The 23,039-nt window shown below is 48.9% G+C and carries 24 protein-coding genes; 7 read left to right on the top strand and 17 right to left on the bottom strand.

Annotation, left to right across the window (positions count from 1 at the left end):
- Positions 1-12 precede the first annotated feature (12 nt).
- Genes ACTJJJ_RS18545 through ACTJJJ_RS18525 form a run of 5 tightly spaced genes read right to left on the bottom strand, consistent with a single transcriptional unit; the run spans position 13 to position 4,331 of the window.
- Positions 13-1,083 carry an NAD(P)/FAD-dependent oxidoreductase gene (locus ACTJJJ_RS18545; protein WP_440702631.1) on the bottom strand — a complete coding sequence of 357 codons (1,071 nt, stop codon included), beginning with the start codon at positions 1,081-1,083 and terminating at the stop codon, positions 13-15.
- A gap of 1 nt (position 1,084) precedes the next feature.
- Positions 1,085-1,795 carry a (d)CMP kinase gene (gene cmk, locus ACTJJJ_RS18540; protein WP_188932525.1) on the bottom strand — a complete coding sequence of 237 codons (711 nt, stop codon included), beginning with the start codon at positions 1,793-1,795 and terminating at the stop codon, positions 1,085-1,087.
- Between the two features lie 47 nt (positions 1,796-1,842).
- The gene (locus ACTJJJ_RS18535; RefSeq protein ID WP_440702630.1) at positions 1,843-2,358 is read right to left on the bottom strand and encodes a GNAT family N-acetyltransferase; all 516 of its coding nucleotides are present in this window, start codon (positions 2,356-2,358) and stop codon (positions 1,843-1,845) included.
- A gap of 6 nt (positions 2,359-2,364) precedes the next feature.
- Positions 2,365-2,955 (bottom strand): LutC/YkgG family protein, encoded by a 591-nt coding sequence (locus ACTJJJ_RS18530; RefSeq protein ID WP_426293623.1) that lies wholly within the window; start codon positions 2,953-2,955, stop codon positions 2,365-2,367.
- On the bottom strand, positions 2,955-4,331 hold the full coding sequence (locus ACTJJJ_RS18525) for a lactate utilization protein B (RefSeq protein WP_440702629.1): 1,377 nt from the start codon (positions 4,329-4,331) through the stop codon (positions 2,955-2,957). The genes ACTJJJ_RS18530 and ACTJJJ_RS18525 overlap by 1 nt, the downstream gene beginning before the upstream one ends.
- A gap of 241 nt (positions 4,332-4,572) precedes the next feature.
- On the opposite strand from ACTJJJ_RS18525, the gene ACTJJJ_RS18520 reads away from it, so the two are divergent.
- A complete protein-coding gene (locus ACTJJJ_RS18520) occupies positions 4,573-4,968 on the top strand; it encodes a hypothetical protein (RefSeq protein ID WP_188932531.1) in 396 nt (131 codons plus the stop codon).
- An 80-nt stretch (positions 4,969-5,048) separates the two neighbouring features.
- On the opposite strand, the gene ACTJJJ_RS18515 is transcribed toward ACTJJJ_RS18520, so the two are convergent.
- From ACTJJJ_RS18515 to ACTJJJ_RS18485, 7 genes are all read right to left on the bottom strand, one after another.
- On the bottom strand, positions 5,049-5,828 hold the full coding sequence (locus ACTJJJ_RS18515; RefSeq protein WP_440702628.1) for a (Fe-S)-binding protein: 780 nt from the start codon (positions 5,826-5,828) through the stop codon (positions 5,049-5,051).
- A gap of 3 nt (positions 5,829-5,831) precedes the next feature.
- Positions 5,832-6,614, bottom strand: a complete 783-nt coding sequence (locus ACTJJJ_RS18510; RefSeq protein ID WP_229222188.1) for an endonuclease/exonuclease/phosphatase family protein — start codon at positions 6,612-6,614, stop codon at positions 5,832-5,834.
- A 37-nt stretch (positions 6,615-6,651) separates the two neighbouring features.
- Positions 6,652-6,981, bottom strand: coding sequence for an L-rhamnose mutarotase (locus tag ACTJJJ_RS18505; RefSeq protein ID WP_440702627.1), 330 nt, complete (start codon positions 6,979-6,981; stop codon positions 6,652-6,654).
- A gap of 8 nt (positions 6,982-6,989) precedes the next feature.
- The gene (locus ACTJJJ_RS18500) at positions 6,990-7,820 is read right to left on the bottom strand and encodes an amidohydrolase family protein (protein ID WP_440702626.1); all 831 of its coding nucleotides are present in this window, start codon (positions 7,818-7,820) and stop codon (positions 6,990-6,992) included.
- A 3-nt stretch (positions 7,821-7,823) separates the two neighbouring features.
- The gene (locus ACTJJJ_RS18495; protein ID WP_188932540.1) at positions 7,824-8,687 is read right to left on the bottom strand and encodes a fumarylacetoacetate hydrolase family protein; all 864 of its coding nucleotides are present in this window, start codon (positions 8,685-8,687) and stop codon (positions 7,824-7,826) included.
- 58 nt (positions 8,688-8,745) lie between these two features.
- Positions 8,746-9,519 carry an SDR family NAD(P)-dependent oxidoreductase gene (locus ACTJJJ_RS18490; protein ID WP_188932542.1) on the bottom strand — a complete coding sequence of 258 codons (774 nt, stop codon included), beginning with the start codon at positions 9,517-9,519 and terminating at the stop codon, positions 8,746-8,748.
- Positions 9,520-9,823: 304 nt separating this feature from the next.
- Entirely contained in the window at positions 9,824-11,479 is a 1,656-nt protein-coding gene (locus ACTJJJ_RS18485) for a UxaA family hydrolase (protein WP_188932544.1), read from the bottom strand.
- A 175-nt stretch (positions 11,480-11,654) separates the two neighbouring features.
- On the opposite strand from ACTJJJ_RS18485, the gene ACTJJJ_RS18480 reads away from it, so the two are divergent.
- From ACTJJJ_RS18480 to ACTJJJ_RS18465, 4 genes are all read left to right on the top strand, one after another.
- Entirely contained in the window at positions 11,655-12,563 is a 909-nt protein-coding gene (locus tag ACTJJJ_RS18480; protein WP_188932546.1) for an AraC family transcriptional regulator, read from the top strand.
- Positions 12,560-14,200, top strand: coding sequence for an adenine deaminase (gene ade, locus ACTJJJ_RS18475; protein WP_440702625.1), 1,641 nt, complete (start codon positions 12,560-12,562; stop codon positions 14,198-14,200). Before ACTJJJ_RS18480 ends, ade begins: the two co-directional genes overlap by 4 nt.
- A gap of 159 nt (positions 14,201-14,359) precedes the next feature.
- The gene (locus ACTJJJ_RS18470; RefSeq protein ID WP_015815162.1) at positions 14,360-14,941 is read left to right on the top strand and encodes an RNA polymerase sigma factor; all 582 of its coding nucleotides are present in this window, start codon (positions 14,360-14,362) and stop codon (positions 14,939-14,941) included.
- 114 nt (positions 14,942-15,055) lie between these two features.
- Positions 15,056-16,327: a replication-associated recombination protein A gene (locus tag ACTJJJ_RS18465; RefSeq protein ID WP_188932550.1), complete on the top strand. Its 1,272-nt coding sequence runs from the start codon at positions 15,056-15,058 to the stop codon at positions 16,325-16,327.
- On the opposite strand, the gene ACTJJJ_RS18460 is transcribed toward ACTJJJ_RS18465, so the two are convergent.
- The gene (locus ACTJJJ_RS18460) at positions 16,321-16,575 is read right to left on the bottom strand and encodes a hypothetical protein (protein WP_440702624.1); all 255 of its coding nucleotides are present in this window, start codon (positions 16,573-16,575) and stop codon (positions 16,321-16,323) included. The two genes, ACTJJJ_RS18465 and ACTJJJ_RS18460, sit on opposite strands and share 7 nt — an antisense overlap.
- Before the next feature lie 138 nt (positions 16,576-16,713).
- Between ACTJJJ_RS18460 and ACTJJJ_RS18455 the strand changes: the two genes are divergently transcribed.
- Positions 16,714-17,277, top strand: coding sequence for a YfbU family protein (locus ACTJJJ_RS18455; RefSeq protein ID WP_188932554.1), 564 nt, complete (start codon positions 16,714-16,716; stop codon positions 17,275-17,277).
- Between the two features lie 199 nt (positions 17,278-17,476).
- Here ACTJJJ_RS18455 and ACTJJJ_RS18450 read toward each other — a convergent pair whose 3' ends face one another.
- From ACTJJJ_RS18450 to ACTJJJ_RS18440, 3 genes are all read right to left on the bottom strand, one after another.
- On the bottom strand, positions 17,477-17,671 hold the full coding sequence (locus tag ACTJJJ_RS18450) for a hypothetical protein (RefSeq protein WP_188932557.1): 195 nt from the start codon (positions 17,669-17,671) through the stop codon (positions 17,477-17,479).
- Positions 17,672-17,742: 71 nt separating this feature from the next.
- On the bottom strand, positions 17,743-18,243 hold the full coding sequence (locus ACTJJJ_RS18445; protein WP_188932560.1) for a hypothetical protein: 501 nt from the start codon (positions 18,241-18,243) through the stop codon (positions 17,743-17,745).
- Between the two features lie 159 nt (positions 18,244-18,402).
- On the bottom strand, positions 18,403-20,364 hold the full coding sequence (locus ACTJJJ_RS18440) for a T9SS type A sorting domain-containing protein (protein WP_440702623.1): 1,962 nt from the start codon (positions 20,362-20,364) through the stop codon (positions 18,403-18,405).
- A gap of 675 nt (positions 20,365-21,039) precedes the next feature.
- On the opposite strand from ACTJJJ_RS18440, the gene ACTJJJ_RS18435 reads away from it, so the two are divergent.
- Positions 21,040-21,669: a LuxR C-terminal-related transcriptional regulator gene (locus ACTJJJ_RS18435; RefSeq protein ID WP_188932564.1), complete on the top strand. Its 630-nt coding sequence runs from the start codon at positions 21,040-21,042 to the stop codon at positions 21,667-21,669.
- Positions 21,670-21,699: 30 nt separating this feature from the next.
- Here the strand turns inward: ACTJJJ_RS18435 and ACTJJJ_RS18430 are convergent, their stop codons facing one another.
- The gene (locus tag ACTJJJ_RS18430; RefSeq protein ID WP_440702622.1) at positions 21,700-22,752 is read right to left on the bottom strand and encodes an aldo/keto reductase; all 1,053 of its coding nucleotides are present in this window, start codon (positions 22,750-22,752) and stop codon (positions 21,700-21,702) included.
- Positions 22,753-23,039: the final 287 nt, after the last annotated feature.

The raw sequence follows: 23,039 nt of genomic DNA, 5'->3' as shown, positions 1-23,039 counted from the left end.
CTTAGGCTGACGTCAACGGAAATATAACGAAAAATACCTTTTTATATTCACTAGCGGATTCAATTCTTTCCCGTAAATCAGGTGGTTACAAAACTCTTTTGCGAAAAAAGGCGCGAGTGTAACGCCCTTTGTGCCTAACCCATTGAAAATAGCGACATTAGAAAACTCCGGGTGGACGCCGATCAGCGGTCGCCGGTCGCGCACGGAAGGGCGGATGCCCGCCTGGGCGCCGATTAATGTGTAACCGGTATTCAGCAATCCCTTCAATTTGGATTCCAGCTCCGCGGTAGCCGCCTCCGTAGCCTCCCAGTCGAGCGGGTCCCACGAGTAGGTGGCTCCCACTTTCATCCTATTCTCAGCCACCGGCAATGCGAATATGCCCTGGTTTATGATGTACGGTTTCACCAAAACATCCGGGGTGATTTCCAGGATTTGTCCTTTTACCGGTGTAAACGGCAGCCAGTCGAACCAGCCGTTTTCCAAAGCAAAAAAACCCTGACTGAAAATGACCGTTTTGAACCGCTTGCCCCGCCATTCGATGCCCTCTTCTGTCCGCGAAATGTCAGCGGCATCAAAGGCGGCTTCCACATATAAATTTCGTTGCTGAAAATACCCGCGGCTGGCATCCAGCAAGACCGGCAAATCGATCCAGCCCGATTGTACCACTTCAAGCCCTCCGAAATCCGCATGGATGTAAGCTAGCTCATGCCCCGGGTCGGGCGTGTCGGCGATATAGCGGCGAATGCTCGGGTCGGCCGTTTGGGCATTGTAAGTATTCTGCTCCTCGATCGACCGGAAAGGTCGGTAAATCGGCGTGAGGTGCATTAATTTACACGCAAGTTTTTCTTGCAGGTTTCCGTAAAAGGATTTGGCATAAGGGAAAAGATCGTCGGCCAGCCAGGTCTTGACCAGCTTTTTGCCCGTCAGCGGATTAAAAATACCTGCCGCAACGCGCGAAGACGAAGGCATGGAAGAATCTCCAACGATTTGGAAGCTCTTTCCCAGATCGCACAGGTGCCAGGCAACGGAGGTGCCCCCGATCCCCTGCCCTATGATAAGGTATTCGTAGTCAAATTGCGGCATATCAGGCTTTATTGGCAGCGCGGCGTCTGAGTGATAGCCCGATTTGCTCGTCGGCAAGGCGCACGACTACTTCCACCTGCTCATCGAGGGTCATAAAAGAGTTGTCGATATAAATGGCATCCTCGGCCTGTCGGAGCGGACTTTCGGCACGGTGCGTGTCGATATGGTCACGGGTTCTGAGGTTTTCAAGAATATCGCCCAAATCCACAATATCTCCCTTTTCCATCAGTTCCAACTGGCGGCGCTGCGCGCGGATCAGCGGATCGGCGTTCATGAAAATCTTCAGCTCAGCCTGCGGAAACACGACGGTCCCAATGTCGCGACCATCCATTACAATGCCCTTGGTCTTCCCCATTCGCTGCTGCTGGGCCACCAGCGCGTGCCGCACCTCGGCGATTGCACTTACCTCGCTCACACTTTCGGAAACGTACATTTTCCTGATCTCGTCCTCCACATTCGAACCATTCAGGTACGTATCGTTGCGGCCGAGCTCGGGATGGCGGCGGAATGTGATCTGCACCTTTGATAAGGCGCTTTCTACTTCCTTGGGATTGGTAAGACTTATATGATTTTGGATAAAATACAGAGTAACAGCCCTGTACATCGCGCCGGTGTCGATGTAAGGGTAATTCAATTGCTTGGCAACCAGTTTTGCAGTCGTGGATTTACCACAACTCGAATAACCGTCGATCGCAACGATAATCTTAGGCATACTTTAAGGACAATGTTTGACAGACCGTAAAAATACATCTTTAAAACTCACTCTGCGGCGAGCTTAACAAACAAATGTTCGTCCAGTACCTGGTCATTTTTGATAATGGCCTTGCGGTGAATGGCTTCTAATCTGTAACCGGCCTTTTCGAGCACCCGCATCGAGGCAGGATTCGTTTCAAATACCCCTGCATAGAGACGGGTAATGGTCGTGTTTTCAAAAATCCAGTCGGTCATCTGCACTACGGCCTGGGTGGTAATGTTCAGGCCCCAGTAAGGTTCGCCGAGCCAGTAACCGATCTCAGCATTATTACGGTGGATATCCTCCTGCCGGAGCACGCCTATCCCGCCTGCAAATTCATCATTATAATAGATCGCGCGGTGAAAGCTCTCGCCACTATACCGACCGTTGCAGAAGTCAATCCAGTAGTGGGCGTCGGAGAGTGTATAAGGCGAGGGGAAATTGTCCCTCACCTGTGCTACCACCTTCTTGTTGTTGGCCAGCTGCGCCAGCCTTTCGGCAATATTTCTTGTGAACGGCCTGAGTGTTACCTGATGGTCCATACGAAACTACTGGTCTTCGAGCAGGAAGATCACCATACTGCGCGCTCCGTGCGCGCCGATGACCAGCGATTGCTCAATATCAGCAGTTTTTGACGGACCTGCAATAAAACAGCCCCAGCCCAATGTGTCCTGCAAGCGCACGTAAGCCTGATGCATGTTGTCCACGAGTGCATTACGCGGGATCACAAACGCGAGGTTTTGTGTAATGAACGGCAAAACCCGGTGCGGCAAATATTGGTCGGAAATCCAGACAGCCCCATTCTCGGCCACGCCAAACTCTGCTTGCACGATGGCTATTTCCACGGTTTCCAACTCATGCGGATCGGAAACGTTGAGGCTGAAATCGGCCCAGGCACTCAACGCGGGAATCGTCGTAGCCCGGTTAACTATGCCTTGATATAGTGCTTCCGCTTTCTGCGCAAGCTCTTCCAGGTTTTTAACTACGATTACCTCCGTGTAAATCGCGGCCAGCATTTCGCGGAATTTATCTTCCGTATTTGCAAAATTGCTGGCAAAAGTCGTAACCGCCGGCAAAGCGACTTCCTCCGGTTTGTTTTGCCTGATTTGGCTTAAAATGCTATCTCGTGAGCTCATCATCAATTTTTTCGGTTACGAACATACCAGTCGCGGAAACTTTCCTTTGGCGGCTCAGGGATATCGCGCTGTTTGTACCAGGGGTTCAATGCATTGTTGACCATGAATGGCATGGCGCGCATAACAGTCCGCCCCAGCCTGCCCGACCATTGATAAAACCGCGGCGCGGCAAGCACGGTCGACATCGCACGGATACCTATTTCCTTGCTTTTCGGAACATAGCCCTCCTTTGCAAGTACCTGCCGCCATTTGTAAAGCTGTTCGTGAATATCGATTTTCACAGGGCACACATTCGAGCAGCTACCGCACAATGTGCTTGCAAACGGTAAGTCCGCATTCTTGGTCATATCCAAATTCGGCGCCAGAATAGATCCGATCGGCCCGGCCACGGCATTATGATAACTATGCCCGCCGCTTCTTCTGTAAACCGGGCAGGTATTCATGCAAGCCCCGCAGCGAATACATTTCAATGAATTTCTGAAGTCCTTTCTCCCTAACTGCGTGCTCCGGCCATTATCAACGATTACAATATGCATTTCCTGCCCTTCGCGCGGTTTTTTGAAATGACTGCTGTAAGTGGTGATCGGCTGACCGGTGGCGCTTCTAGCGAGCAGGCGCAGGAAAACGCCCAAATGCTCTTGTTTTGGGATAATTTTCTCAAAACCCATGCAGGCAATATGAATATCGGCCAAATGCGCGCCCATATCAGCATTACCTTCGTTGGTCGATACGACAAAACCGCCCGTTTCGGCCACAGCAAAGTTTACGCCCGTCAGTGCGGCACGTCGGGTCAGGAACTTGTCGCGCAAATGCTGCCGGGCGGCTTCGGTGAGATATTGCGGGTCGGTGGCGCCGGCGTCGGTGCCGAGATGTTCGTGGAAAAGGTCGCCGATATCCTTCTTTTTCAAATGGATCGCCGGAAGTACAATATGGCTTGGCGGTTCGTTACGGAGCTGCACAATGCGTTCGCCGAGGTCGGTATCGATCACTTCGATGCCGTTTTTGCTCAGGAACTCGTTCATATGGCACTCCTCGGTGAGCATCGACTTGCTTTTCACCATCTTGTCGATCTTGTGCTTCTTCAAAAGTCCGAGCACGATCTCGTTATGCTCGGCCGCATTCGCAGCCCAATGCACCTGCACGCCGTTTTCTTTCGCTTTTTGCTCAAAAGAAATCAACAGCTCGTCCAGATGGGCGAGTACATAATGCTTGATTCCCGACGCGGCTTCGCGAAGCTCTTCCCATTCGGGGAGTTGTTTGGATGATTTATCGCGCTTCTGGCGCACGAACCACAGGGTTTCGTCGTGCCAGTTTACGTAAGGTTCGTCTCTGTTGAACACCTCGGAAGCCTCCGCGTGCTCCATTACTGTTTTGGACATAGCTGCCTTAACAATTAGATAATGGTATTTAAAGAAGAATAAGATTTGTACTTTTCACATTCGTTGCATTATTTCAAGTTTGCAGTTTGTTTAATAAACAACTTTTTACAAATCGAAAAAATGCTATTTTCTTGTATTGCAATATCTTATACTTTTGAATCAACAAAGTTTTTCGATCGGGGCATCGGAGTCTGAATTAAGTTCAGTTTAACTTTTTTTAGACATTTAAATATTAACTCCTATGAAAACCAAAAACACTCTTATTATCGCAGCCTTGACAGGCGTGCTACTATCAGGATCGGCATTTGCTGCAAATGCCCAGAACAACTTCGCTACCGCAGACAAAACGGAAAACGCTTCTACCAAGCTGACTGTTCTGCAGGTTAAACCATTGCAATTCCGCGTTTCTTATAATAATCCAATTTCAAAGAATGTAGTCGTTCGTATTCTGGACAACGAGAAGAATGTGCTTTTCTCAGAAAACCGTAAAGTTGAGAACAACTACCTGAAATACTTCGATTTATCAACCCTGATGGACGGTACTTATACGTTCGAAATCACGGATGGTAAAGAGAAGACTGCACAATCGTTTGATATTTTGACTACAACCAGCCGCGTTGTTTCTTCAATTAACTAACAACGGGCACTTCTCAGATTCCATCCCGCGTGACACGTTCTGCGTAGCGCGCATTCAATAAACTTTGTAAGAACCGGGGCTCAGTATGTGGGCTCCGGTTTTGTTTTTTTGATGCCTGCATTTAAAATTTCGGCGATGTGCATTACCTGCACATTGGAATTGCCGCGTTTGAGAATACCCCCCAAATGCATCAGACAACTCATGTCGGAGCCGGTAATGTACTCTGCATTGTGCCTGATATGATCGGCCACGCGATCCTTACCCATTTTCACCGACACCGCTTCCTCACTCACGCAGAACGTCCCGCCAAAACCGCAGCATTCGTCGGTCCGGTCCAGATCGATCAGTTCGATGCCTTTAACCTGTTTCAAAAGCGATACGGGCTTCGAGTACGGCGCCGCATTCAGCTCCGACATTTGGGACAAATACAGCCCGCGCTGCCCGTGGCAACCCTGGTGCAAGCCGACCCGGTGCGGGAACTCGGCTTCAATGCTTTCTATTTTTAAAACATCGGTCAGGAATTCGACCAGTTCGTACACTTTTTTTCTGAGGACTTTGGATTCGTCGGCCTTGTTATCGGCTTTCAAATGGTCCTTAATATGCAGCACACAGCTCCCCGAGGGCGATACTACGTAATCGCAATCTTTGAAAATATCATAAAAAAGATTGTCACACGAGCGAGAGAGGTGTTCGAATCCCGAGTTGGCCATCGGCTGGCCACAGCAGGTCTGGTTCAGCGGAAATGTAACGGTGCAGCCGAGTTTTTCGAGCAATTCGAGCGTAGCGACGCCCACTTGCGGATAAAACTGATCGACATAACAGGGAATAAATAATCCGATCTTCCAATTTGAGTAATTCATTTTCTACCAAAATTCAATGGTGGCCTGAATGGGATAGTGATCAGAAACGTCCGGATAATTCCTGATAACCTTGTAGTTTTTAATGCGAACTCTGTTATTGAGCAAGGCAAAAATGTAATCGAGCCGGTCGCCCGGTAAACCTTCGTTCCAGGTTTGCATTTGTGACCCGTGGGCAGCGTCCTGCCATTTTTTACGGAACGAGAAATAAGGCTGTTCATTCGGTCTCGCCCCCATATCCATTCCTAAAAGCACGGGCTGGACGCTGTTGACGAGCATTTGATTGATGTATGCGGCCTGCAACGCACGGTCCATCACGGAAGCATATTCGAGCCGGGAGTTGCAAAACCGGAAGGTAACCGACCTCGACAGCCTGATCAGCCCGCATTGGAGCACTTTCGGATCGGAGCCGGGCGTCCGCGGCAGGCTGATTATCTGCGTTTTCTCAAACGGCCAATTCGAAAGTATACCCACGCCCTGCGTCCCGTTTTCGGAGGTGTCGGCGACCGCATACGAGTAGTACATGCCCGTCTGCGCGGCGATCTGCCTCAACTGAAACTGCACCTTCCCCTTGTCCGTCAGGCTGTCGACCGCCTGCAATGCCACAAGATCGGGGTCATTTTCCTTAATTATCCTTAATATATCCCTCAGATTCGACTCGTCGTCTACATTAAGGCCATGCCGGATGTTGAAACTCATCAACTTCACTTCCACAGCCTGACGGGGCTGCGATGAAAGCAATGCAAATGATAAAATAAGGATGGATAATGCGTAAAGTAATCTGCTCAACCTGTTCGAATGCTAGTTCATACTACAACCTTTATTCTTAGAGGGCAAATATCTGGTCCATTAATACCCATTTTTCACCGGGTTTCGCAGTGGGTAAAGCCTGCTGGTATTTCCACATGAGCTGCTCCCATTCCTGTACTTTCGGATTGTCGGCATCCATCTGGGATTTTGTTTCAAAACTGAAATCGTCTTCCGTTTCCATGATCATGAAAAGGCGGTTACCTACGCGGTAAATGTCCATCACCGTAATGCCGGCACTGGTAATGCTCTTGTGAATTTCGGGCCGAATCTGTTTGTGATAGCCCTCATACTCCGCAATCATTTGTGGATCGTCAACCAAATCCACCGCAAGACAATATCTTTTCATATTCTTAATTAAATATCGAGGTTGTAAAATCGCCTCGCATTATTCCCCATTACATCGCGCACTTCGTCGTCGGAGAACATGCTCAGGTAATCGGTCAGAATGCCTTTTGCACCTTCGTACTCACCAGCCACGAGGCATACCGGCCAATCGGAGCCGTACATGATCCTCTCCGTACCGAAAGCTTCGAAAACCACATCCAGATAGGGCCTGAAATCGGCTTTTCCCCAATGCTGCCAGTTGGCTTCGGTGACCATACCCGAGACTTTGCAGTGCACATTCGGTAATTCGGCCAGCCGGCGTATGTCCTCGGCCCAGGGTTGCAATTCCTGCGCTTTGATCAAAGGTTTGGCAATATGGTCCAGCACAAAATGCACATTCGGCAACCGTACGGCAAAGTTGTAGGCTTCTTTTAGTTGATTTTGGTAAATCAGGATATCGTAGGTAAAGTCAAACGCTACCAGCTGGCCTACTCCTTTGATAAATTCAGGTTGCAGCAAAAAGCCTTCCGGCTGCCCTTGCGCTACGTGACGGAAACCCTTCAATTTTTCAAACTGAGAATACCTTTCGAGCTGATCGTAAAGATTCACAGTCCGGAGATCAACCCAGCCCACGACACCTCTGACAAAATCGTTGGCCTCCGCCAGATGAAGCAGGAACTCCGTTTCCGAATCCGTTTGGGAAGCCTGCACAGCTACACAGCCATCGACTTTATTGGCCTTCAAAACGGGCCACAGATCCTCGGGTAGAAAATTCCGCCGGATTATCTCCATTTCGGGCGTAATCCACGAATCACGTTCCTCGTCAAATATCCAGAAATGCTGGTGACTGTCGATTACCATATATTAAACCGCCTTCCAGGCAATAGCTTCTTGTTTCTGCGAACCTAGTTTTTCAATACCCAATTCTACCACATCACCTGGTTTCAGGTAAACAGGCGGCTTCATACCTAGTCCTACACCTGCTGGTGTACCGGTCGTGATCACGTCTCCCGGAAGCAAAGTCATGAACTGGCTCAGGTAGCTTACCAGGAAGGGGATCTGGAAAATCATGTCCGATGTATTACTATCCTGGATTTTCTTGCCGTTGAGCACGAGCCACAGGTCAAGGTCGTTGGCATTGCCAACTTCATCGGAAGTTACCAGGTAAGGTCCCAACGGCGCGAAAGTGTCGTTACTTTTACCTTTTACCCATTGTCCGCCACGCTCCATCTGGAACGCCCGTTCCGAATAATCGTTATGAACCGCGTAACCAGCTACGTAATCTAATGCATTAGCCTCGTCGACGTAACTCGTCTTTTTACCAATCACTACTGCCAACTCTACTTCCCAGTCGGTTTTCTCCGAATTTCTCGGGATAATTACCTGGTCGAACGGGCCGCACAATGCAGAAGTTGATTTGAAGAAAATGATCGGCTCCTTCGGAAGTTCCGTCGCACCCGACTCGTAGGCATGTTTGGCATAGTTCATACCAATGCAGACGATCTTAGAAGGACGCGCCACGCAGGAACCGTAGCGGAAACCGTCCTCCACTTTTGGCGCGGAGGCCGCGCTGGTTTCCAGCCAGCTTGCCAGACGGGTTATACCGTCGGTCGCGAAGAATTTCTCGTTATAATCTTCACCAAATGCCGAAACATCCAGCTTCGTACCGTCGGCCAATTCTACGCCCGGCTTTTCATTTTCAAATGCACCAAATCGGAAAAGTTTCATAATGTATCGTTTGGCTTCCGGCGCGCAGCTTTCGGCCTGATTAGGTTATAGGGTTGTATTAATTATTCAATTTTTCAAAACCACCATCGATCAGATAATCACAGCCGGTGATAAAACCTGCTTCGTCCGAGCAGAGGTACAACGCCAGTGCACCAATCTCCTCGGGCTTCGCCATACGGCCAATGGGCTGTGTTTTAGACAGTTTCTCAAACATTTCCTGCTCTTTGCCCGGATAGTTTTTGGATATGAAACCATCCACAAAAGGCGTATGCACGCGGGCAGGCGAAATGCTGTTGCAACGGATATTGTCGGCCAGATAATCGCGGGCGACAGACAATGTCATGGAATAAACCGCCCCTTTTGCAGTAGAATAAGCAAAGCGGTCGGGTATTCCTACTGTTGCTGCAATAGAGGCCATGTTCAAAATCACCCCTCCTCCATTGGATTTCAAGTGGGGAATGGTGGCTGCCAGGCAGTTGTAAACACCTTTTACATTGATATTGATGACCCTGTCAAAATCTATTTCGGCAGTCGTATCCGCCTTGCCGATGTGCGCGATCCCCGCATTGTTGACCAGGATATTGATTGGATGTTGCTCCGCGATGGCATTGATAATGTTGATGACATCCGCTTGCTTGGAGATGTCCAGTGCGTGTGCCTCAGCTTGTCCGCCATCCGCAGTGATTTCATTCACCACCTGATTGGCCAGATCAATATTGAGTTCGAGAATGTGCACGTAAGCACCCTGCTTCGCGAAAGTTTTAGAGATCGCCAATCCGATCCCGCTCGCGCCACCGGTTACCAGTGCTGTTTTTCCTGTTAGATTGAACATAGTTGGTTGGTCTAGCCCCAAGGCCGAAGCCTTGGGTTAATGATAGTTGTGCTTGTTGCTCTTGGACAAAAGATTTTGCTATTGCTCTTCCTTTGCTCTGGGTCCGGGGGATAAAGCCCCCGGCAATGGATTTGACTTCTTACCTGATGCAACGTTGGACCGCTTTTGATTTGCTTCGCAAATTGCCAGCAATCTTACTTTTGCTTTGGGTCCGGGGATAAAGCCCCCAGCAATAGGTTTTATTCCAATACCGTCGGTTTTAACCGACGGAAAAGAACTAGCCGCAGAGCCAGGAATAGCGCTATTATAGTGACACGCCCCTTTTCCAGGGGATAAAATCATCCTGCCCCAGTTGCTGTGCTTTGGTGAGTTCACCACTTGCCACCTTGATCACGTATTCAAGCAGTGCTTCGGCATTTTGCTCGATAGTTTGCGTGCCGTCTACCACCGCTCCGCAGTCGAAATCGATCACGTCGGGCATGCGTTGCGCGAGCGCCGAGTTGGTGGCAACTTTGGCAACCGGGCAAATCGGGTTACCTGTCGGGGTACCGAGGCCGGTGGTGAAAAGGATAATGTTGGCACCTGCTGCCGTCTGGCCGGTAGTTGCTTCCACGTCGTTTCCGGGTGTGCACACGAGGTGCAAACCGGATTCCGTCGCGCGTTCGGTGTAGTTCAAAACGTCGGAAACGTATGCATTACCGCCTTTCTTGGCTGCTCCGGCAGATTTGATCGCGTCGGTGATCAGGCCGTCCTTGATATTACCCGGCGAAGGGTTGAAGGCAAATGCGGAACCTACTGCCTCGGCTTTGCCTGCGTAGTCGCGCATCAATTTTTCAAATTTTGCCGCTTTTTCTTCGGTTACACAGCGGTTAAGGAGCTCCTGCTCTACTCCATTCAATTCCGGAAATTCCGCCAGAAGTGTTTGCCCGCCCAGACCAACGACCAGATCTGAAAGGTGACCAAGTACCGGGTTCGCCGAAATACCTGAGAAACCATCCGAACCACCGCATTTCAGACCTACTGAAAGTTTAGATAACGGCGCGTCGGAGCGTTCAAACTCGTTGATTTTAGTCAAACCCACGAAAGTTTCCTTGATCGCGCCCGACATCAATGAATATTCTGTTCCCTTCTGATGCTCGAATGCAAAGAATGGCTTATTGAAATGTGGGTCACGCTTACGGATTTCGTCTTCTAGTGTTTTCAGCTCCGAGTTCTGGCAGCCGAGGCTCAGCACTGTAATGCCGGCCACATTGGGATGCACTGCATAAGCCGCGAACAACGAGCATAATGTATTGGCATCCAGCCGTGTACCGCCGCAACCACCTTCATGTGTAAGGAATTTGACTCCATCCACGTTCTTGAACGGACGTTCTGGTTTCTTTTTCGCAGCTGCGGGAGCGTCTACAAAAGTTTCGAGGTTTTTAATGGTCCGCATATCGCCCTGCTGGTACAAATGCAGGAATTCCCGCACCTGGTCGCGGTACATATCGGTTTGCGCATAGCCGAGCTCTCGCTCGAATGCGTCCTTCATGATGAGCACGTTGCGGTTCTCGCAAAACACAAGCGGCACAACGAGCCAGTAGTTGTAGGTTCCTACACGGCCGTCTTCGCGGTGGTATCCTTTGAAAGTACGGTTTTGCCAGTGGCTTACGTCCGGCTGGGTGTAAGAATACGGTTTACGGTTCGCGGTACTGTAATCGTGCGCGTCGTGTTTCAGGTTGAATGTCGTGATCGGCTCGCCTTTTTTGATCGGCTGCGTGGCTCGTCCCACGAGCACGCCGTACATAATGATGGCGCCACCGGTGTCAATATCCTCCGTAACGAATTTGTGCTTGGCCGAAACGCCGTATTGAAGATTGTAGAGATTCCCCTCATACGTCACGTCCGCGCCTGCGGGCTGATCGCGCAAGGCCACGATGACATTGTCGGAAGGGTGAACTTTCAGGAATTGGGACGCCATATTAATGTTCAGGTGAATGGTAATCTGGTATATTTCAGTGGTTTTCGGTAAAGCCAAATAGAATATATCAGCAAAACAACAGAATTATTTGAATACTATGAACTCAGACATTAGCAAATTTTTCAACTATATTGGCATATATTTCTCTTTTACGGTTTTAATCATGTAATTATTTGTGAAACCGCAGCTACTTAAAGTACCGAAAGGGCTACAAAAGTCTTTCAGCATCCGCCGTGACGTTGTATTGTACTTCTACAACCGCTGGCATTACCATCCTGAATTAGAGCTTATTCACATTGAACAGGGCTCGGGGACCCAGTTCGTTGGCGATAACATCCGAAATTTCCAAAGCGGGGACCTCCTGCTGATCGGCCCCAACCTCCCGCATTACTGGCGCTGTGATGAAAAGTACTTCCATCGGGGCAGCCAGCTTTATGCACAGGCTACTGTCGTCCATTTTTCGGAAGATATTTTTGGAAAAACCTTCCTCGCACTGCCCGAAAACAAGGCCATTCACGATTTGCTCGTCAAAGCCCGGCTTGGCATGAAGATACTCGGCGAAGGGACCGACAAAGTAAAAACGCTGCTCCGCGAGCTCCTCAACCAGACCAACGGCAACCCGATCATCTCGTTAATGCAAATACTCGAAACACTGGCGCATTGCGAGGAGATCAACCTGCTTTCCAACACGCAGTACCAGAACGAGTACGACCAGTACGACACCGACCGCATCAACCATATCTACCAATACTCGATCTCCAATTTCCAGAAGAAGATCTCGATTGAAGAAATCGCCGAAGTCGCCAACATCAGCCCGCATTCATTTTGCAGGTATTTCAAAAGCCGTAGCCGCAAAACCTACTCGCAGTTTCTGCTGGAACTCAGGATCGGGCATGCTTGTAAACTGCTTTCCGAAAACCGCATTTCCGTTGCGCAGGTTTGTTTCGAAAGCGGCTTCAACAACTTTGCCAACTTCAACAAATATTTCAAACTCCACACCGGCAAGAGTCCGATGCAATACCAAAAGGAATTCCGGAAAATCCCTATTTCAGGCCATCTGCCCACTTTTAACACAGCATTATGAAAGCCAACCTGGTCAATATCTTCGAAAAGATCATCCACGAAGCTGAAATCCATATCACCGGAAAGCATATTTCAAAAATCGAGGTTACCGGTCCGGAGAACCCTGCATTACCTTATATATTACCGGGCTTCACGGATGCACACGTGCATGTGGAAAGCTCGATGCTCACGCCCGCGCAGTTTGCCAGACTGGCGGTGGTACATGGGACGATCGCGACGGTGTCCGACCCGCACGAAATTGCAAATGTGCTGGGCGTCGAAGGCGTGCATTTCATGATCGAAGACGGTAAGCGCGTTCCCTTCAAGTTCTGCTTCGGCGCTCCCTCGTGCGTACCCGCGACGGTTTTTGAAACCGCAGGTGCCACCGTGGACGCGGAGCAAGTGGGCCAGTTGCTTGCCAGTGATGATATAGGTTATCTGGCGGAAGTGATGAATTTTCCAGGGGTTTTGAACGAAGACCCCGACATGACAGCAAAGCTCAACTGGGCGAAACATTTCAATAAGGTAATAGATGGCCATGCCCCAGGCCTGCGCGGCGCGGCGGCAAAGCGATATGCCGGTTACGGAATTAGTACCGACCATGAATGCTTTACCTACGCGGAAGCGCGCGAAAAAATTGATTATGGTGTCAAAATCCTGATCCGCGAGGGTAGCGCAGCCCGGAATTTCGATGCGCTGATCCCGCTCGTAGACGAGTTTCCCGACCGCGTTATGTTCTGTTCCGACGACAAACATCCCAACAACCTCGTCGAAGGACATATTAATGTACTCGTGAAACGTGCGCTGGCGCTCGGTTACGACCTTTGGAATGTGCTCCAAGCTGCCTGCATTAATCCCGTGATCCATTACAGTCTGAATGTAGGGTTGCTGCGCGAAGGCGATGCTGCCGATTTTATCGTCGTCGATAATACAAGCTCATTCAACATTCTCGAAACCTGGATTGACGGCGGGCTGGTCGCGAAACGGGGCGCGTCATTCATAACTGATTTGCGCAGTGAACATCCCAACCATTTTGCATGCGGACTGAAAACCGCGGCGGATTTTAAATATCCTGTAAAAAAGTCCGAAACGCAGATCAGGGTGATCGAGACTTTGGATGGTCAATTGGTTACAAATGAATGGATAACGGACGCAAAAATTATTCACGGCGCAATAGTACCTGACCTCGATAAGGACGTATTAAAAATAGTGGTGGTAAATCGCTATTCGGCGGCTCCGGTGGCCGCCCGCCCGGCAGTTGCATTCATCCGCAATTTCGGATTGAAGCAGGGCGCGCTGGCCTCGTCGGTCGCGCACGATTCGCATAATATAATTGCTATCGGATGCGACGACGAGAGTATTGCCCGGGCTGTGAACCTGATCATCGGGGCGAAGGGGGGCGTGTCGGCCGTAGGTGGCGGAGAGGAGCACTTGCTGGAACTGCCCATCGCCGGATTAATGACCGATCAGGACGGTTACCAAGTGGCTGAAAGTTACATAAAAGTCGATCATTTTGTAAAAGAAGTGCTCGGATCGACCTTAAAATCACCATTTATGTCGCTGTCGTTCATGGCATTACTGGTGATACCCTCGCTGAAACTGAGCGATAAGGGGCTTTTTGACGGGGAAAATTTCAAGTTTACCATGCCAAGTTTATAAAACCCGGGTGTTTTCAGGAAATAGCATCATTAACCTTTGAAATATAATTTTATGACGAAAATATTTTTAAAATATGTTTTTTTATAAATATATTTACAAGTGTAATAATGACATTATTCACAATCATTCCTAACCCCAATTCCAAATCCTTTCCAAACAATGGCTCACCTACGCTACAAGCAAGAAGAAGAACTATGCTTTTGGGATCAGTTCAGAAAAGGCGATGAAAATGCCTACGCATGCCTCTACCGCTCTTACGTTCACATTCTTTACCAGTACTGTTCGCAATTCACGATCGACAAGCCTCTTATCAAGGATTGTATCCACGATTTGTTTGTAGAATTATGGAGAAACCGCATGACGCTCGGTGACACCACTTCGGTTCGCTTTTACCTGATGGCTTCCATCAAACGCAAATTGGTCCGCCATTTGAATGCACAGCAAAAGCATACCAGCAACGAGGATATCCCGGTTGAATACTGGCATATCAATACCCCTTCCCACGAGAACCATCTTATTTCTGAAGAAGAGTTCGAATCCACCAACCAGCACCTGAATGTGGCCATCAACGGCCTGCCACGCCGCCAGCGCGAGGCTATCTTCCTCAAATTTTACATGAACCTCAACAATCACGAGATCGCAGATTTGATGAAAATAAATATACAATCAGTCTATAACCTGGTTTTTGGCGCATTGGGCAACCTCAAAAAGCAAATGACGCTCGACAGGCTGACCTTTTGATAGCAACCTGTTTAAACGTTTAAATAATACCTTTGAAAGCGTGGCGAACTCTGCCACGCTTTTTTTGTGTTAAATTAATCTTACATTGACAAGCTAAATTCCGACACTTCACCCATGAACATGAATACCACGCCCCTCGCCGAACGTCTCCGCCCGCGGACACTCGACGATTTTGTGGGGCAGGAAAAACTACTCGGCCCGAAAGGGCCGCTGCGACGGGCCATATTGCAGAATGCTATTCCTTCGATGATCTTCTGGGGGCCGCCCGGCGTGGGCAAAACGACCCTCGCATTACTCATAGCGGAAACCACAAAACGGCAGTTCTACAACCTCAGCGCCATCAGCTCCGGCGTGAAAGATTTGCGTGAAGTGCTTGCGCGGCCTTCGGGCCTGTTTCCGGCAATCCTTTTCATAGACGAAATACACCGCTACAACAAAAGCCAGCAGGACGCATTGCTAGGCGCGGTGGAAAAAGGACAAGTAACACTGATTGGTGCAACGACCGAAAACCCTTCGTTTGAAATAAACTCCGCATTGCTTTCGCGCTGCCAGGTGTATATTCTGGAAGCATTTGGTGAAAAAGAGCTGAAAGACCTCATTGCCCGCGCATTGGAAAAAGATCCGTGGCTGAAAGAAAAGAATATCAAATTCAAATCCTATGATGCATTAATGCGCCTTTCCGGTGGCGATGGGCGCAAGTTGCTGAACCTGCTGGAACTGGTGGTACTGGGCAAAGGCGACGCTAAAAAGATTGAAATCACCGACGAATGGGTCACCGAGGTGGCGCAGCAGAACATTGCGCGGTACGACAAATCGGGTGAGCAGCATTATGATATTATTTCGGCATTCATCAAATCACTTCGTGGCAGCGACCCCAACGGGGCGGTTTACTGGATGGCGCGGATGATCGTAGCGGGGGAAGATCCCTCGTTCATTGCCCGCAGGATGCTGATCATGGCTTCTGAAGACATTGGGAATGCCAATCCGACGGCGATGATCATGGCGAATGCCTGCATGCAGGCGGTGAACGTAATTGGCTACCCCGAATGCCGCATTATTCTTTCGCAAACGGCCGTGTACCTCGCCACTTCGCCCAAAAGCAATGCGAGCTACATGGCGATCGGCGATGCCATCGAGGCCGCTACACGCACCGCGCACCTGCCCGTGCCGTTGCATCTGCGTAATGCGCCTACGAAGTTGATGAAGCAGATCGGTTATGGAAAAGACTACAAGTATTCACACGATTTTGAAGGCAATTTCGCAAAACAGGATTTTCTGCCCGACGAGTTGAAGGGTACCAGGTTCTTCGAGCCGGGAAGAAATGCGCGTGAAGAAGAGATTCGAAAAAAGATGCAATTTTGGTGGGGTGACTGGTACGGTTACTGATCGTCACGCTGTTTAAGTTTTTCCTTAAACTTCTCGAAAGAAAGGTCCGGCGTGGGAACGTCCGGCGTGGAAACGTCCCGCGTACCCTGTTCCTCGGTTCGGGCTATGCCTTTCAGGTCGACTTCCAGCTTTTTTGCGAGCTTTTTCAAATTTTCGGTCGTTTCCATCCGGTCCACATAATCAGACAGCGGCTCCTGGCTCTTGTGATCGTTATCCGGGACGGTTGAGTCAGCGTGTAACTGTTCCATAGGTTGAGTCGTGAAAGCATATTCGCCGGCGGTCGGTGACAAGCCGCGTAAGTTATGCGATTGTAAAAGAGCAAACTTTCCGGAACATTGCAAGGAAAGTCAACATAAAATGTACCTAATACCATTAACTTACCAAAAATGTCGAACCAACCTACTATGATTCCTGAAAGCATTCCTCTGATTGACAGACAACTGCTGATAAACCAGTGCAGGATCCTCTCCATCATTGGTGACGAAAAAGAACGCGATCTCTGCGAAAAACGGATTGAAATACTGGAAAAAGGCTATACAGGACTCTATCCCAAAGTATTTAACAACTTGTACGAGGAAGTACCGATGAGCGTCTACAACGAGATTTCCGATATCATGAAGATGTACAGCCGTATCAACGATTCCATTCGGCTGCTCCCGGAATCGGACAAAGAGTTACTTGATCTGGCTTCACTGGAATTCGAAGGATTCGATCAGGATAGCGGTATGCATTATTATATGATGTCGTACCTGGTCGACCGAATGGACGAGCACGGTGACTACAAAGGGCGTGAATTGAAGTCACACAAAAGTGATTCACTGATTAAATATAACCGGATGCTTTCGGTATATTTTGACTATGAAAATGCCCAAAAGCAGCAATATTCGGCGCTTGATTTGCAAAAATTTATCGACCAGGTAAGGACGATAGTGCTTGATACTCAACAGTAATACGCGATCGCTTACCGAATAGTAAGTACATGCTATCTAACGGCTACAAAAAATATTATTTCCTAAACAAAAAACAATGTTTTGAATAAAGAAATCATTAAGTTTGTATCGAAAACCCGTGAAAAGGTTTTCAATAACGTTGAGTAAAATCAGACATCCCGGTTACCTTGTAATTGGGATGTTTTTTTATGCCCCTACCTTAATGCAGATGTATTTTTCTAAGCCTGTTAGCGTTGCGTTTGAGAAACAAACGTTCGCTGATTGAATAGTGGGTATGCGCGCTCTTCCTGTTCAGATCCAGAACCAGCCAGAACCCGCCTGCCGCCGCGCCGAAAAGGGCTATGATAACCAGCATCGGTGCAATGTTGTAGATATTTTGAAGTAACTGTGCCATAGTATCCGCTGTTAGTCAGGTTTGGCGGATATACATAAATAATCGTACCAGCACAGTACATTCCCCAACCGCTACTTCCTAGCGCTGAGCACTTTCGCGTCACAGCCCACCACCGCATTGTTGACATAGCCGACGCTTAGACCTGAGACTTTCGTGGTTTTCCCTGCCGGGAGCGGCGTTTTGATGGTGACAATCTTCGAGGTTAAGACAGCCTGTACGTCATTGAGGTATTTAAACTCCACTTCCACACTTTTCACGGGCGTGGCCGAGGTGTTTTCGAGCTCCATCGTATGGATGGCGAGACCACCCACCGGATGCCATTCGTTGGTCGTGATATTTATTTTGGCTGCAAGCTCCTCACCCGATCTCCCCACTCCTGCTTGCAAAGAGTCCCCGGAACTCAGCACCTTTGTTTCCGTTTTCACCACTTCCTGCTTTTTCAGGAAGTCGAACTGTTTATAGTAGTAAAGAATGTAAATGAAGGCACAAACCGGAATAATCGCACTGGCCCATTTTAATACCGGAATAAGGACCTTTCTGAACTTGCTCTTTTTACCTCTTTTGCTGGGCATAATAAAACTAACGTTGGTAGTCGGGATACTTTAAAAGCTCAAATATACCGCTCTACCGTTTTAAAAAAAGTACTTGCCGCTCCTTTTTGAAGCACAACATATAAAAAACAAACCGCTGACTTTTGGCCAGCGGTTTGCCCGTGTATCGTGTGGACAGGACTACTGTCTTACAAATCTCTGAGAGCTTATAGTACCGTCGGTATGTGTCACCTGGACCACATATGCACCAGCTACAAGATTACGTGTGCTGATACCCGAGAGCAATGCGTTGGAAGCTTCGAAAACGACTTTACCAGAGGCATTTACCACCTTCACCAGACTCACTTTGCTCCAATCACCCACATTGAGTGTCAGGCTTTGCGAAGCGCTTACAGGGTTAGGGTAAGCCAATGCGAGCGCTTTGAAGTTCAGGTTTTCGATGCTGCTGTAAGAGTACGTTTCGTCGAGATCCACCATTTTCAGACGGTAGAGGTTCTGGCCTCTCAGCGGAGTTGCGTCCACGAATGAATAGTATTGATTCACGGTGCTCTCTTTGTGAGAAGCTAATGAACCGATCTTCGCCCAGTTTTTACCGTTCTGGCTGCGTTCGATATCAAAACGGTCGCTGTTGGTTTCTTCCGAAGTAGACCACGACAAAGAGGCTGTTTGGCCTTCCGCCAGGGCCTTGAAGCTAATCAGGGTTACTGGCAACGCTTTTTCGATCAACATTGTGAAAGATGCAACCGCGGTTTGGCCGAACTGGTTGGTGGCCTGTACGTCGAACGTATAAGTACCGTCTTGTCCGGTAGCAGGAGTACCTGCGAAATTACCGTCAGGATTAAGCGTAATAGTGTTTGGCAACGTACCGGCCAGAGTACGACCACCAGGTGCCGACACCTCGAACAAGGCATAAGTGAACTCCGTAGGCAAGCCGCACTGGATGCTGAAACTTGGTATATCGTTGGTTTCTGCTTCAAATAGATTGGATGCTACCGGATCGAGCACACGGCCAGCGCTTACTGTTCCACCTGTAAACGTTACAGGAGGGCGTGAGCTCAATTCGTGAATGCGCAAACCGTTAAATACCCCCGCAGTTGCAGTCGCCGTGATTACAATTCTGTCGAAGCTGCCACCCGGAACAAAGGACAACGTCACCAGATTGTTGTTCTCAAAAGGCGTGAGTAAGTTCAAACTCAACAGACCTCCACCTACGTTCTGCGTACTAACGAGCGTTGTGCCTAGATAGGCCCGGATATTAATGTTATTCAATAATGCCAAGTTTAAAAGTCCCCCTGGTCTGGAAATCGTCGCCAGAACCTGGTTCGTACCTGGCGATGGTGTGCCGAGGTAAACAGTTTGCGAAACTGACGATGCAACCCCTACGGTACCATTTTGCAAAAAGGCATAGTTGGTTGGCGTTACAACGCCGTCGATCGCCTTTTCAGGGTCTTGCAATGGATTGACCAACGAAAGATCGATACCCGTTGCATTCGGGTCGACGCCGGCAAAGGCGAATCCTGCCGCCTCGCATGGCGTGAACACCTGATTCGCATAAGTGGAAATAGCATCCACATCCATGTGAACCGTACCAATCGCTACCCCAAGGATTCCTGTAAAACCGGAGAAGTTCAGTCGGACGGTTACAGCATTATAACTTGCGGTCGACGTAACGGCCAGGTATAGATTGTTGTCCTTATCTTTCACTAATTCAGCCGATGCAGTACCCGCGTTGGTTGTCGTAACGATACCATCAGCTTGAAGAATTCCCAGCAAATTCACCAGACTTCCCAGATCCAGAGAAAGCCCTTCGGCAACTGGTGCTTTTATTTTCACATAAGATTTCTGGCCCGCCGCAACATTCGCAGGCAAGTTTAGCGTCACGCTGGCCCAGCTCGCATACGTTACAACTGCAATTTTCAATCCAGAAGCATTGAGCCTTCCGTATTTCCCGTCTGGGGCACCGGTAACGCTGTCGATTTTTGTTACGGAAGCGGGTGCGAGGTTACTGGAGGTAGCACTGCTTGCTGACGTGGCATGTTCTGCCGCAAACGATAGCTGCGAAGATAGCACTGTCGCGGCAAGCACAGCGGCGACCTTCAGCGCACTGAGTTTTCTAATTAAAGAGCCGATAGAACTTTTCATAATGATAGAAATTTTAGAATAGTAACAAATCGTTATGTGAATAAAGGAACATAAATACTTGACAATCAATTAGTTATAGTCAAACCAAAAATTCCGGAAACCCGCCGGCATGATTAATTCCTGAGTGGTGCCCCATTAGCGCGTTCGCTTACATATATACGCGAACACTCCCGACGGACTTCTGTGAAGGTTTCATTTAACGAATAACCGGGTGCCGGTCAAGAGAGATGAGTAAAAGTTTTTCTGTTACCGTACTATTAAAATTGGTTTAAATATGTTGATGAATGATGAAAGTACGTCAAATTTAGCAGGTTAACTAGTTATACTATTTTACTCAATGTAGATAGTACTTATTTGCAAATGTATTTATAAATGGATCAAAATAAACCCACATATTATTAGTATGAATATACCCCCCAAAAATTAGGGTAGTAAAATTAATTTTATCCACATAATAGTTGTAAATTCACCCAGGGTAGTCGCCGAAAAATAATCCATGCTTGACGTTTAATGGTAATTTTCAGCACTTTCCGAGTATTTAGCACAGCACGATCCACTCTATCACACAACGGCGCATATGCCCCTGTTCCTTTGTTCATTACCCTAAAAAGCATGCTGGTGTAATTGTACAAAACAGGGCTCTTAAACTAGCCGTACAACCGTAAAAGTAATTCTATGAACATAGTTTTAGTCGACGAACAACTTCTTTTAGCCGATGCCCTCCAAAGCCTTCTGAGAATGTTGCCTGAAGTGCAAGCCGTGGAAACCTACATTGACGGCAAGCATTTTCTGAGTGAAAGAAGCACTACTCCGCCTGATATCCTCGTCATGGATCTCGCCCTGAACGGGCTGAACGGACTCGAACTGCTGGACGTCTGCCGTTCGACGCTACCCAGGGAAATGAAAGTGATCGTGCTATCGACAGTGACCGACGTGCAAACAATCAAACACACGGTCAGGAGGGGCGCCAATGGCTTCCTTTCCAAATCTACGCCCTTCGAAGAATTCAAGGAATCCATTTTCCAGGTTGCGCTGGGCAAGCAGTATATTAGCCGAGGCATTCGCGACAGCTTGATTAACAGCGTATTTACAGAAGAAGAAGTTGTAATGCACCTTTCCCCTCGCGAAAAGGAAGTACTGCAAAAGGTTTGTGGCGGCCATACGATCAAGGAAATCGCCTACGAATTGAAACTGAGCGCCCATACCGTTCAGTATTACCACCGCAGCGTGATGGACAAACTCAAAGTCCGGCGCACCACCGACCTCATCGTATATGCTATGCAGCACGGCCTCTATATCCCGTAGGCCGGGCCTTACCCGGCCTACGGCCGCTATTTATGGACGGCCCGTGAGTCGTCCATAGAAGTCCGGAAGGGGATTTAGAGCGGTATTCTTCCGTTGGTGCCAGTAAGGATACACAGGTGATTTTTCACTCGCTTCATCCAAACGTTTTACCTGTTCCAAAGTCAGGTTCCAGCCAACCGCGCCCAGATTTTGCTTCAATTGCTCCTCATTGCGCGCGCCTATCACAATGTTACTCACCGTAGGCCGTTGCAAAAGCCAGTTCAGCGCCACCTGTGCAACGGTTTTTTCAGTCTCGGCCGCCACTTCGTCCAGCACGTCGATCAGGTTAAAGAAGAAGTCCTCGGGTATGGCAGGCCCCTCGCCGCCGCCTTGCGCAATACGCCCCTCGGGCGGAAGCGGCTGGTTTCTGCGGTATTTACCTCCCAGGCGGCCAGCCGATAGCGGGCTCCAAACGATCGTACCCACCTTCTGGTCGACGCCGAGAGGCATCAGTTCCCATTCGAACTCCCTGCTCAGCAACGAATAATGCGCCTGGTGGGCAATGTATTTCGCCCAGCCGTACCGTTCCGAAACTGAAAGAGACTTCATCAGATGCCAGCCCGAAAAGTTGGAACAGGCAATGTACCGCACCTTTCCGTCGCGAATCAGGTCGTTCAATGCACTGAGCGTTTCTTCAACGGGCGTCGTGCCGTCGAAGCCATGCATATGGTAAACGTCGATATAATCTGTTTGCAGCCTGCGCAAACTATCCTCGCAGGCCTTGATCAGGTGGAAACGGCCGGAGCCCGATTGGTTGGGCTTGTCGCCCATTCGGAACGTAGCTTTTGTGGAAAGAATGATCTTGTCACGCAGTCCGATAAGTGCTTTCCCCAGGATTTCTTCAGACAGGCCCTGCGAATATACATTAGCTGTATCGAAGAAATTGAGGCCCGCATCCATGCACAAGCCTACTAGCCTTGCCGCCTCGTCCACTTGTGTATTGCCCCAGGCCTTGAAGAAATCGCCGGTGCCGCCGAAAGTACCAGTTCCGAAACTAAGTACCGGCACCTTCAAGCCCGATCCTCCCAGTTGTCTGTATTCCATTTGCGTCTATGTTAAAAATGAACAGACCGAATTAAGGGATAAAATCCTCAAACATCAAGTCAGAAACGGTATTTGGGGCGCGGTCAGTACATAAAAAAGGCCGGACGTATCCGGCCCTTTGCCTCAATCGTACAATCAGGAATCCGCCAGTCTCCCCAAATTGCCACAATCTCCGCAGTTCGTCTAGTTAGGTTATCTATACACTATGAAATTGTACTTTCTCTTTCATGTTTAGCTTCAAAAAAATATCTTCCCTGAAATTTCAGGGAAGATATCTGCATTATTTA

This window comes from Dyadobacter sp. 22481, assembly GCF_052044875.1.
Taxonomy (GTDB): domain Bacteria; phylum Bacteroidota; class Bacteroidia; order Cytophagales; family Spirosomataceae; genus Dyadobacter; species Dyadobacter endophyticus.
The sequence above is the reverse complement of the archived record's forward strand: the minus strand, read 5'-3'. Positions and strand labels throughout refer to the sequence as shown.

Bases quoted from the DNA above. Each gene is read 5' to 3' on its own strand.
- ACTJJJ_RS18440 (WP_440702623.1), bottom strand. From the start codon at position 20,364: ATGAAAAGTTCTATCGGCTCTTTAATTAGAAAACTCAGTGCGCTGAAG.
- ade (WP_440702625.1), top strand. From the start codon at position 12,560: ATGAAAGCCAACCTGGTCAATATCTTCGAAAAGATCATCCACGAAGCT.
- ACTJJJ_RS18530 (WP_426293623.1), bottom strand. From the start codon at position 2,955: ATGATGAGCTCACGAGATAGCATTTTAAGCCAAATCAGGCAAAACAAA.
- ACTJJJ_RS18515 (WP_440702628.1), bottom strand. From the start codon at position 5,828: ATGAATTACTCAAATTGGAAGATCGGATTATTTATTCCCTGTTATGTC.
- ACTJJJ_RS18490 (WP_188932542.1), bottom strand. From the start codon at position 9,519: ATGTTCAATCTAACAGGAAAAACAGCACTGGTAACCGGTGGCGCGAGC.
- ACTJJJ_RS18465 (WP_188932550.1), top strand. From the start codon at position 15,056: ATGAACATGAATACCACGCCCCTCGCCGAACGTCTCCGCCCGCGGACA.
- ACTJJJ_RS18535 (WP_440702630.1), bottom strand. From the start codon at position 2,358: ATGGACCATCAGGTAACACTCAGGCCGTTCACAAGAAATATTGCCGAA.
- ACTJJJ_RS18455 (WP_188932554.1), top strand. From the start codon at position 16,714: ATGTCGAACCAACCTACTATGATTCCTGAAAGCATTCCTCTGATTGAC.
- ACTJJJ_RS18435 (WP_188932564.1), top strand. From the start codon at position 21,040: ATGAACATAGTTTTAGTCGACGAACAACTTCTTTTAGCCGATGCCCTC.
- ACTJJJ_RS18500 (WP_440702626.1), bottom strand. From the start codon at position 7,820: ATGGTAATCGACAGTCACCAGCATTTCTGGATATTTGACGAGGAACGT.
- ACTJJJ_RS18495 (WP_188932540.1), bottom strand. From the start codon at position 8,687: ATGAAACTTTTCCGATTTGGTGCATTTGAAAATGAAAAGCCGGGCGTA.
- ACTJJJ_RS18430 (WP_440702622.1), bottom strand. From the start codon at position 22,752: ATGGAATACAGACAACTGGGAGGATCGGGCTTGAAGGTGCCGGTACTT.
- ACTJJJ_RS18460 (WP_440702624.1), bottom strand. From the start codon at position 16,575: ATGGAACAGTTACACGCTGACTCAACCGTCCCGGATAACGATCACAAG.
- ACTJJJ_RS18445 (WP_188932560.1), bottom strand. From the start codon at position 18,243: ATGCCCAGCAAAAGAGGTAAAAAGAGCAAGTTCAGAAAGGTCCTTATT.
- ACTJJJ_RS18450 (WP_188932557.1), bottom strand. From the start codon at position 17,671: ATGGCACAGTTACTTCAAAATATCTACAACATTGCACCGATGCTGGTT.
- ACTJJJ_RS18505 (WP_440702627.1), bottom strand. From the start codon at position 6,981: ATGAAAAGATATTGTCTTGCGGTGGATTTGGTTGACGATCCACAAATG.
- ACTJJJ_RS18520 (WP_188932531.1), top strand. From the start codon at position 4,573: ATGAAAACCAAAAACACTCTTATTATCGCAGCCTTGACAGGCGTGCTA.
- ACTJJJ_RS18470 (WP_015815162.1), top strand. From the start codon at position 14,360: ATGGCTCACCTACGCTACAAGCAAGAAGAAGAACTATGCTTTTGGGAT.
- cmk (WP_188932525.1), bottom strand. From the start codon at position 1,795: ATGCCTAAGATTATCGTTGCGATCGACGGTTATTCGAGTTGTGGTAAA.
- ACTJJJ_RS18485 (WP_188932544.1), bottom strand. From the start codon at position 11,479: ATGGCGTCCCAATTCCTGAAAGTTCACCCTTCCGACAATGTCATCGTG.
- ACTJJJ_RS18525 (WP_440702629.1), bottom strand. From the start codon at position 4,331: ATGTCCAAAACAGTAATGGAGCACGCGGAGGCTTCCGAGGTGTTCAAC.
- ACTJJJ_RS18545 (WP_440702631.1), bottom strand. From the start codon at position 1,083: ATGCCGCAATTTGACTACGAATACCTTATCATAGGGCAGGGGATCGGG.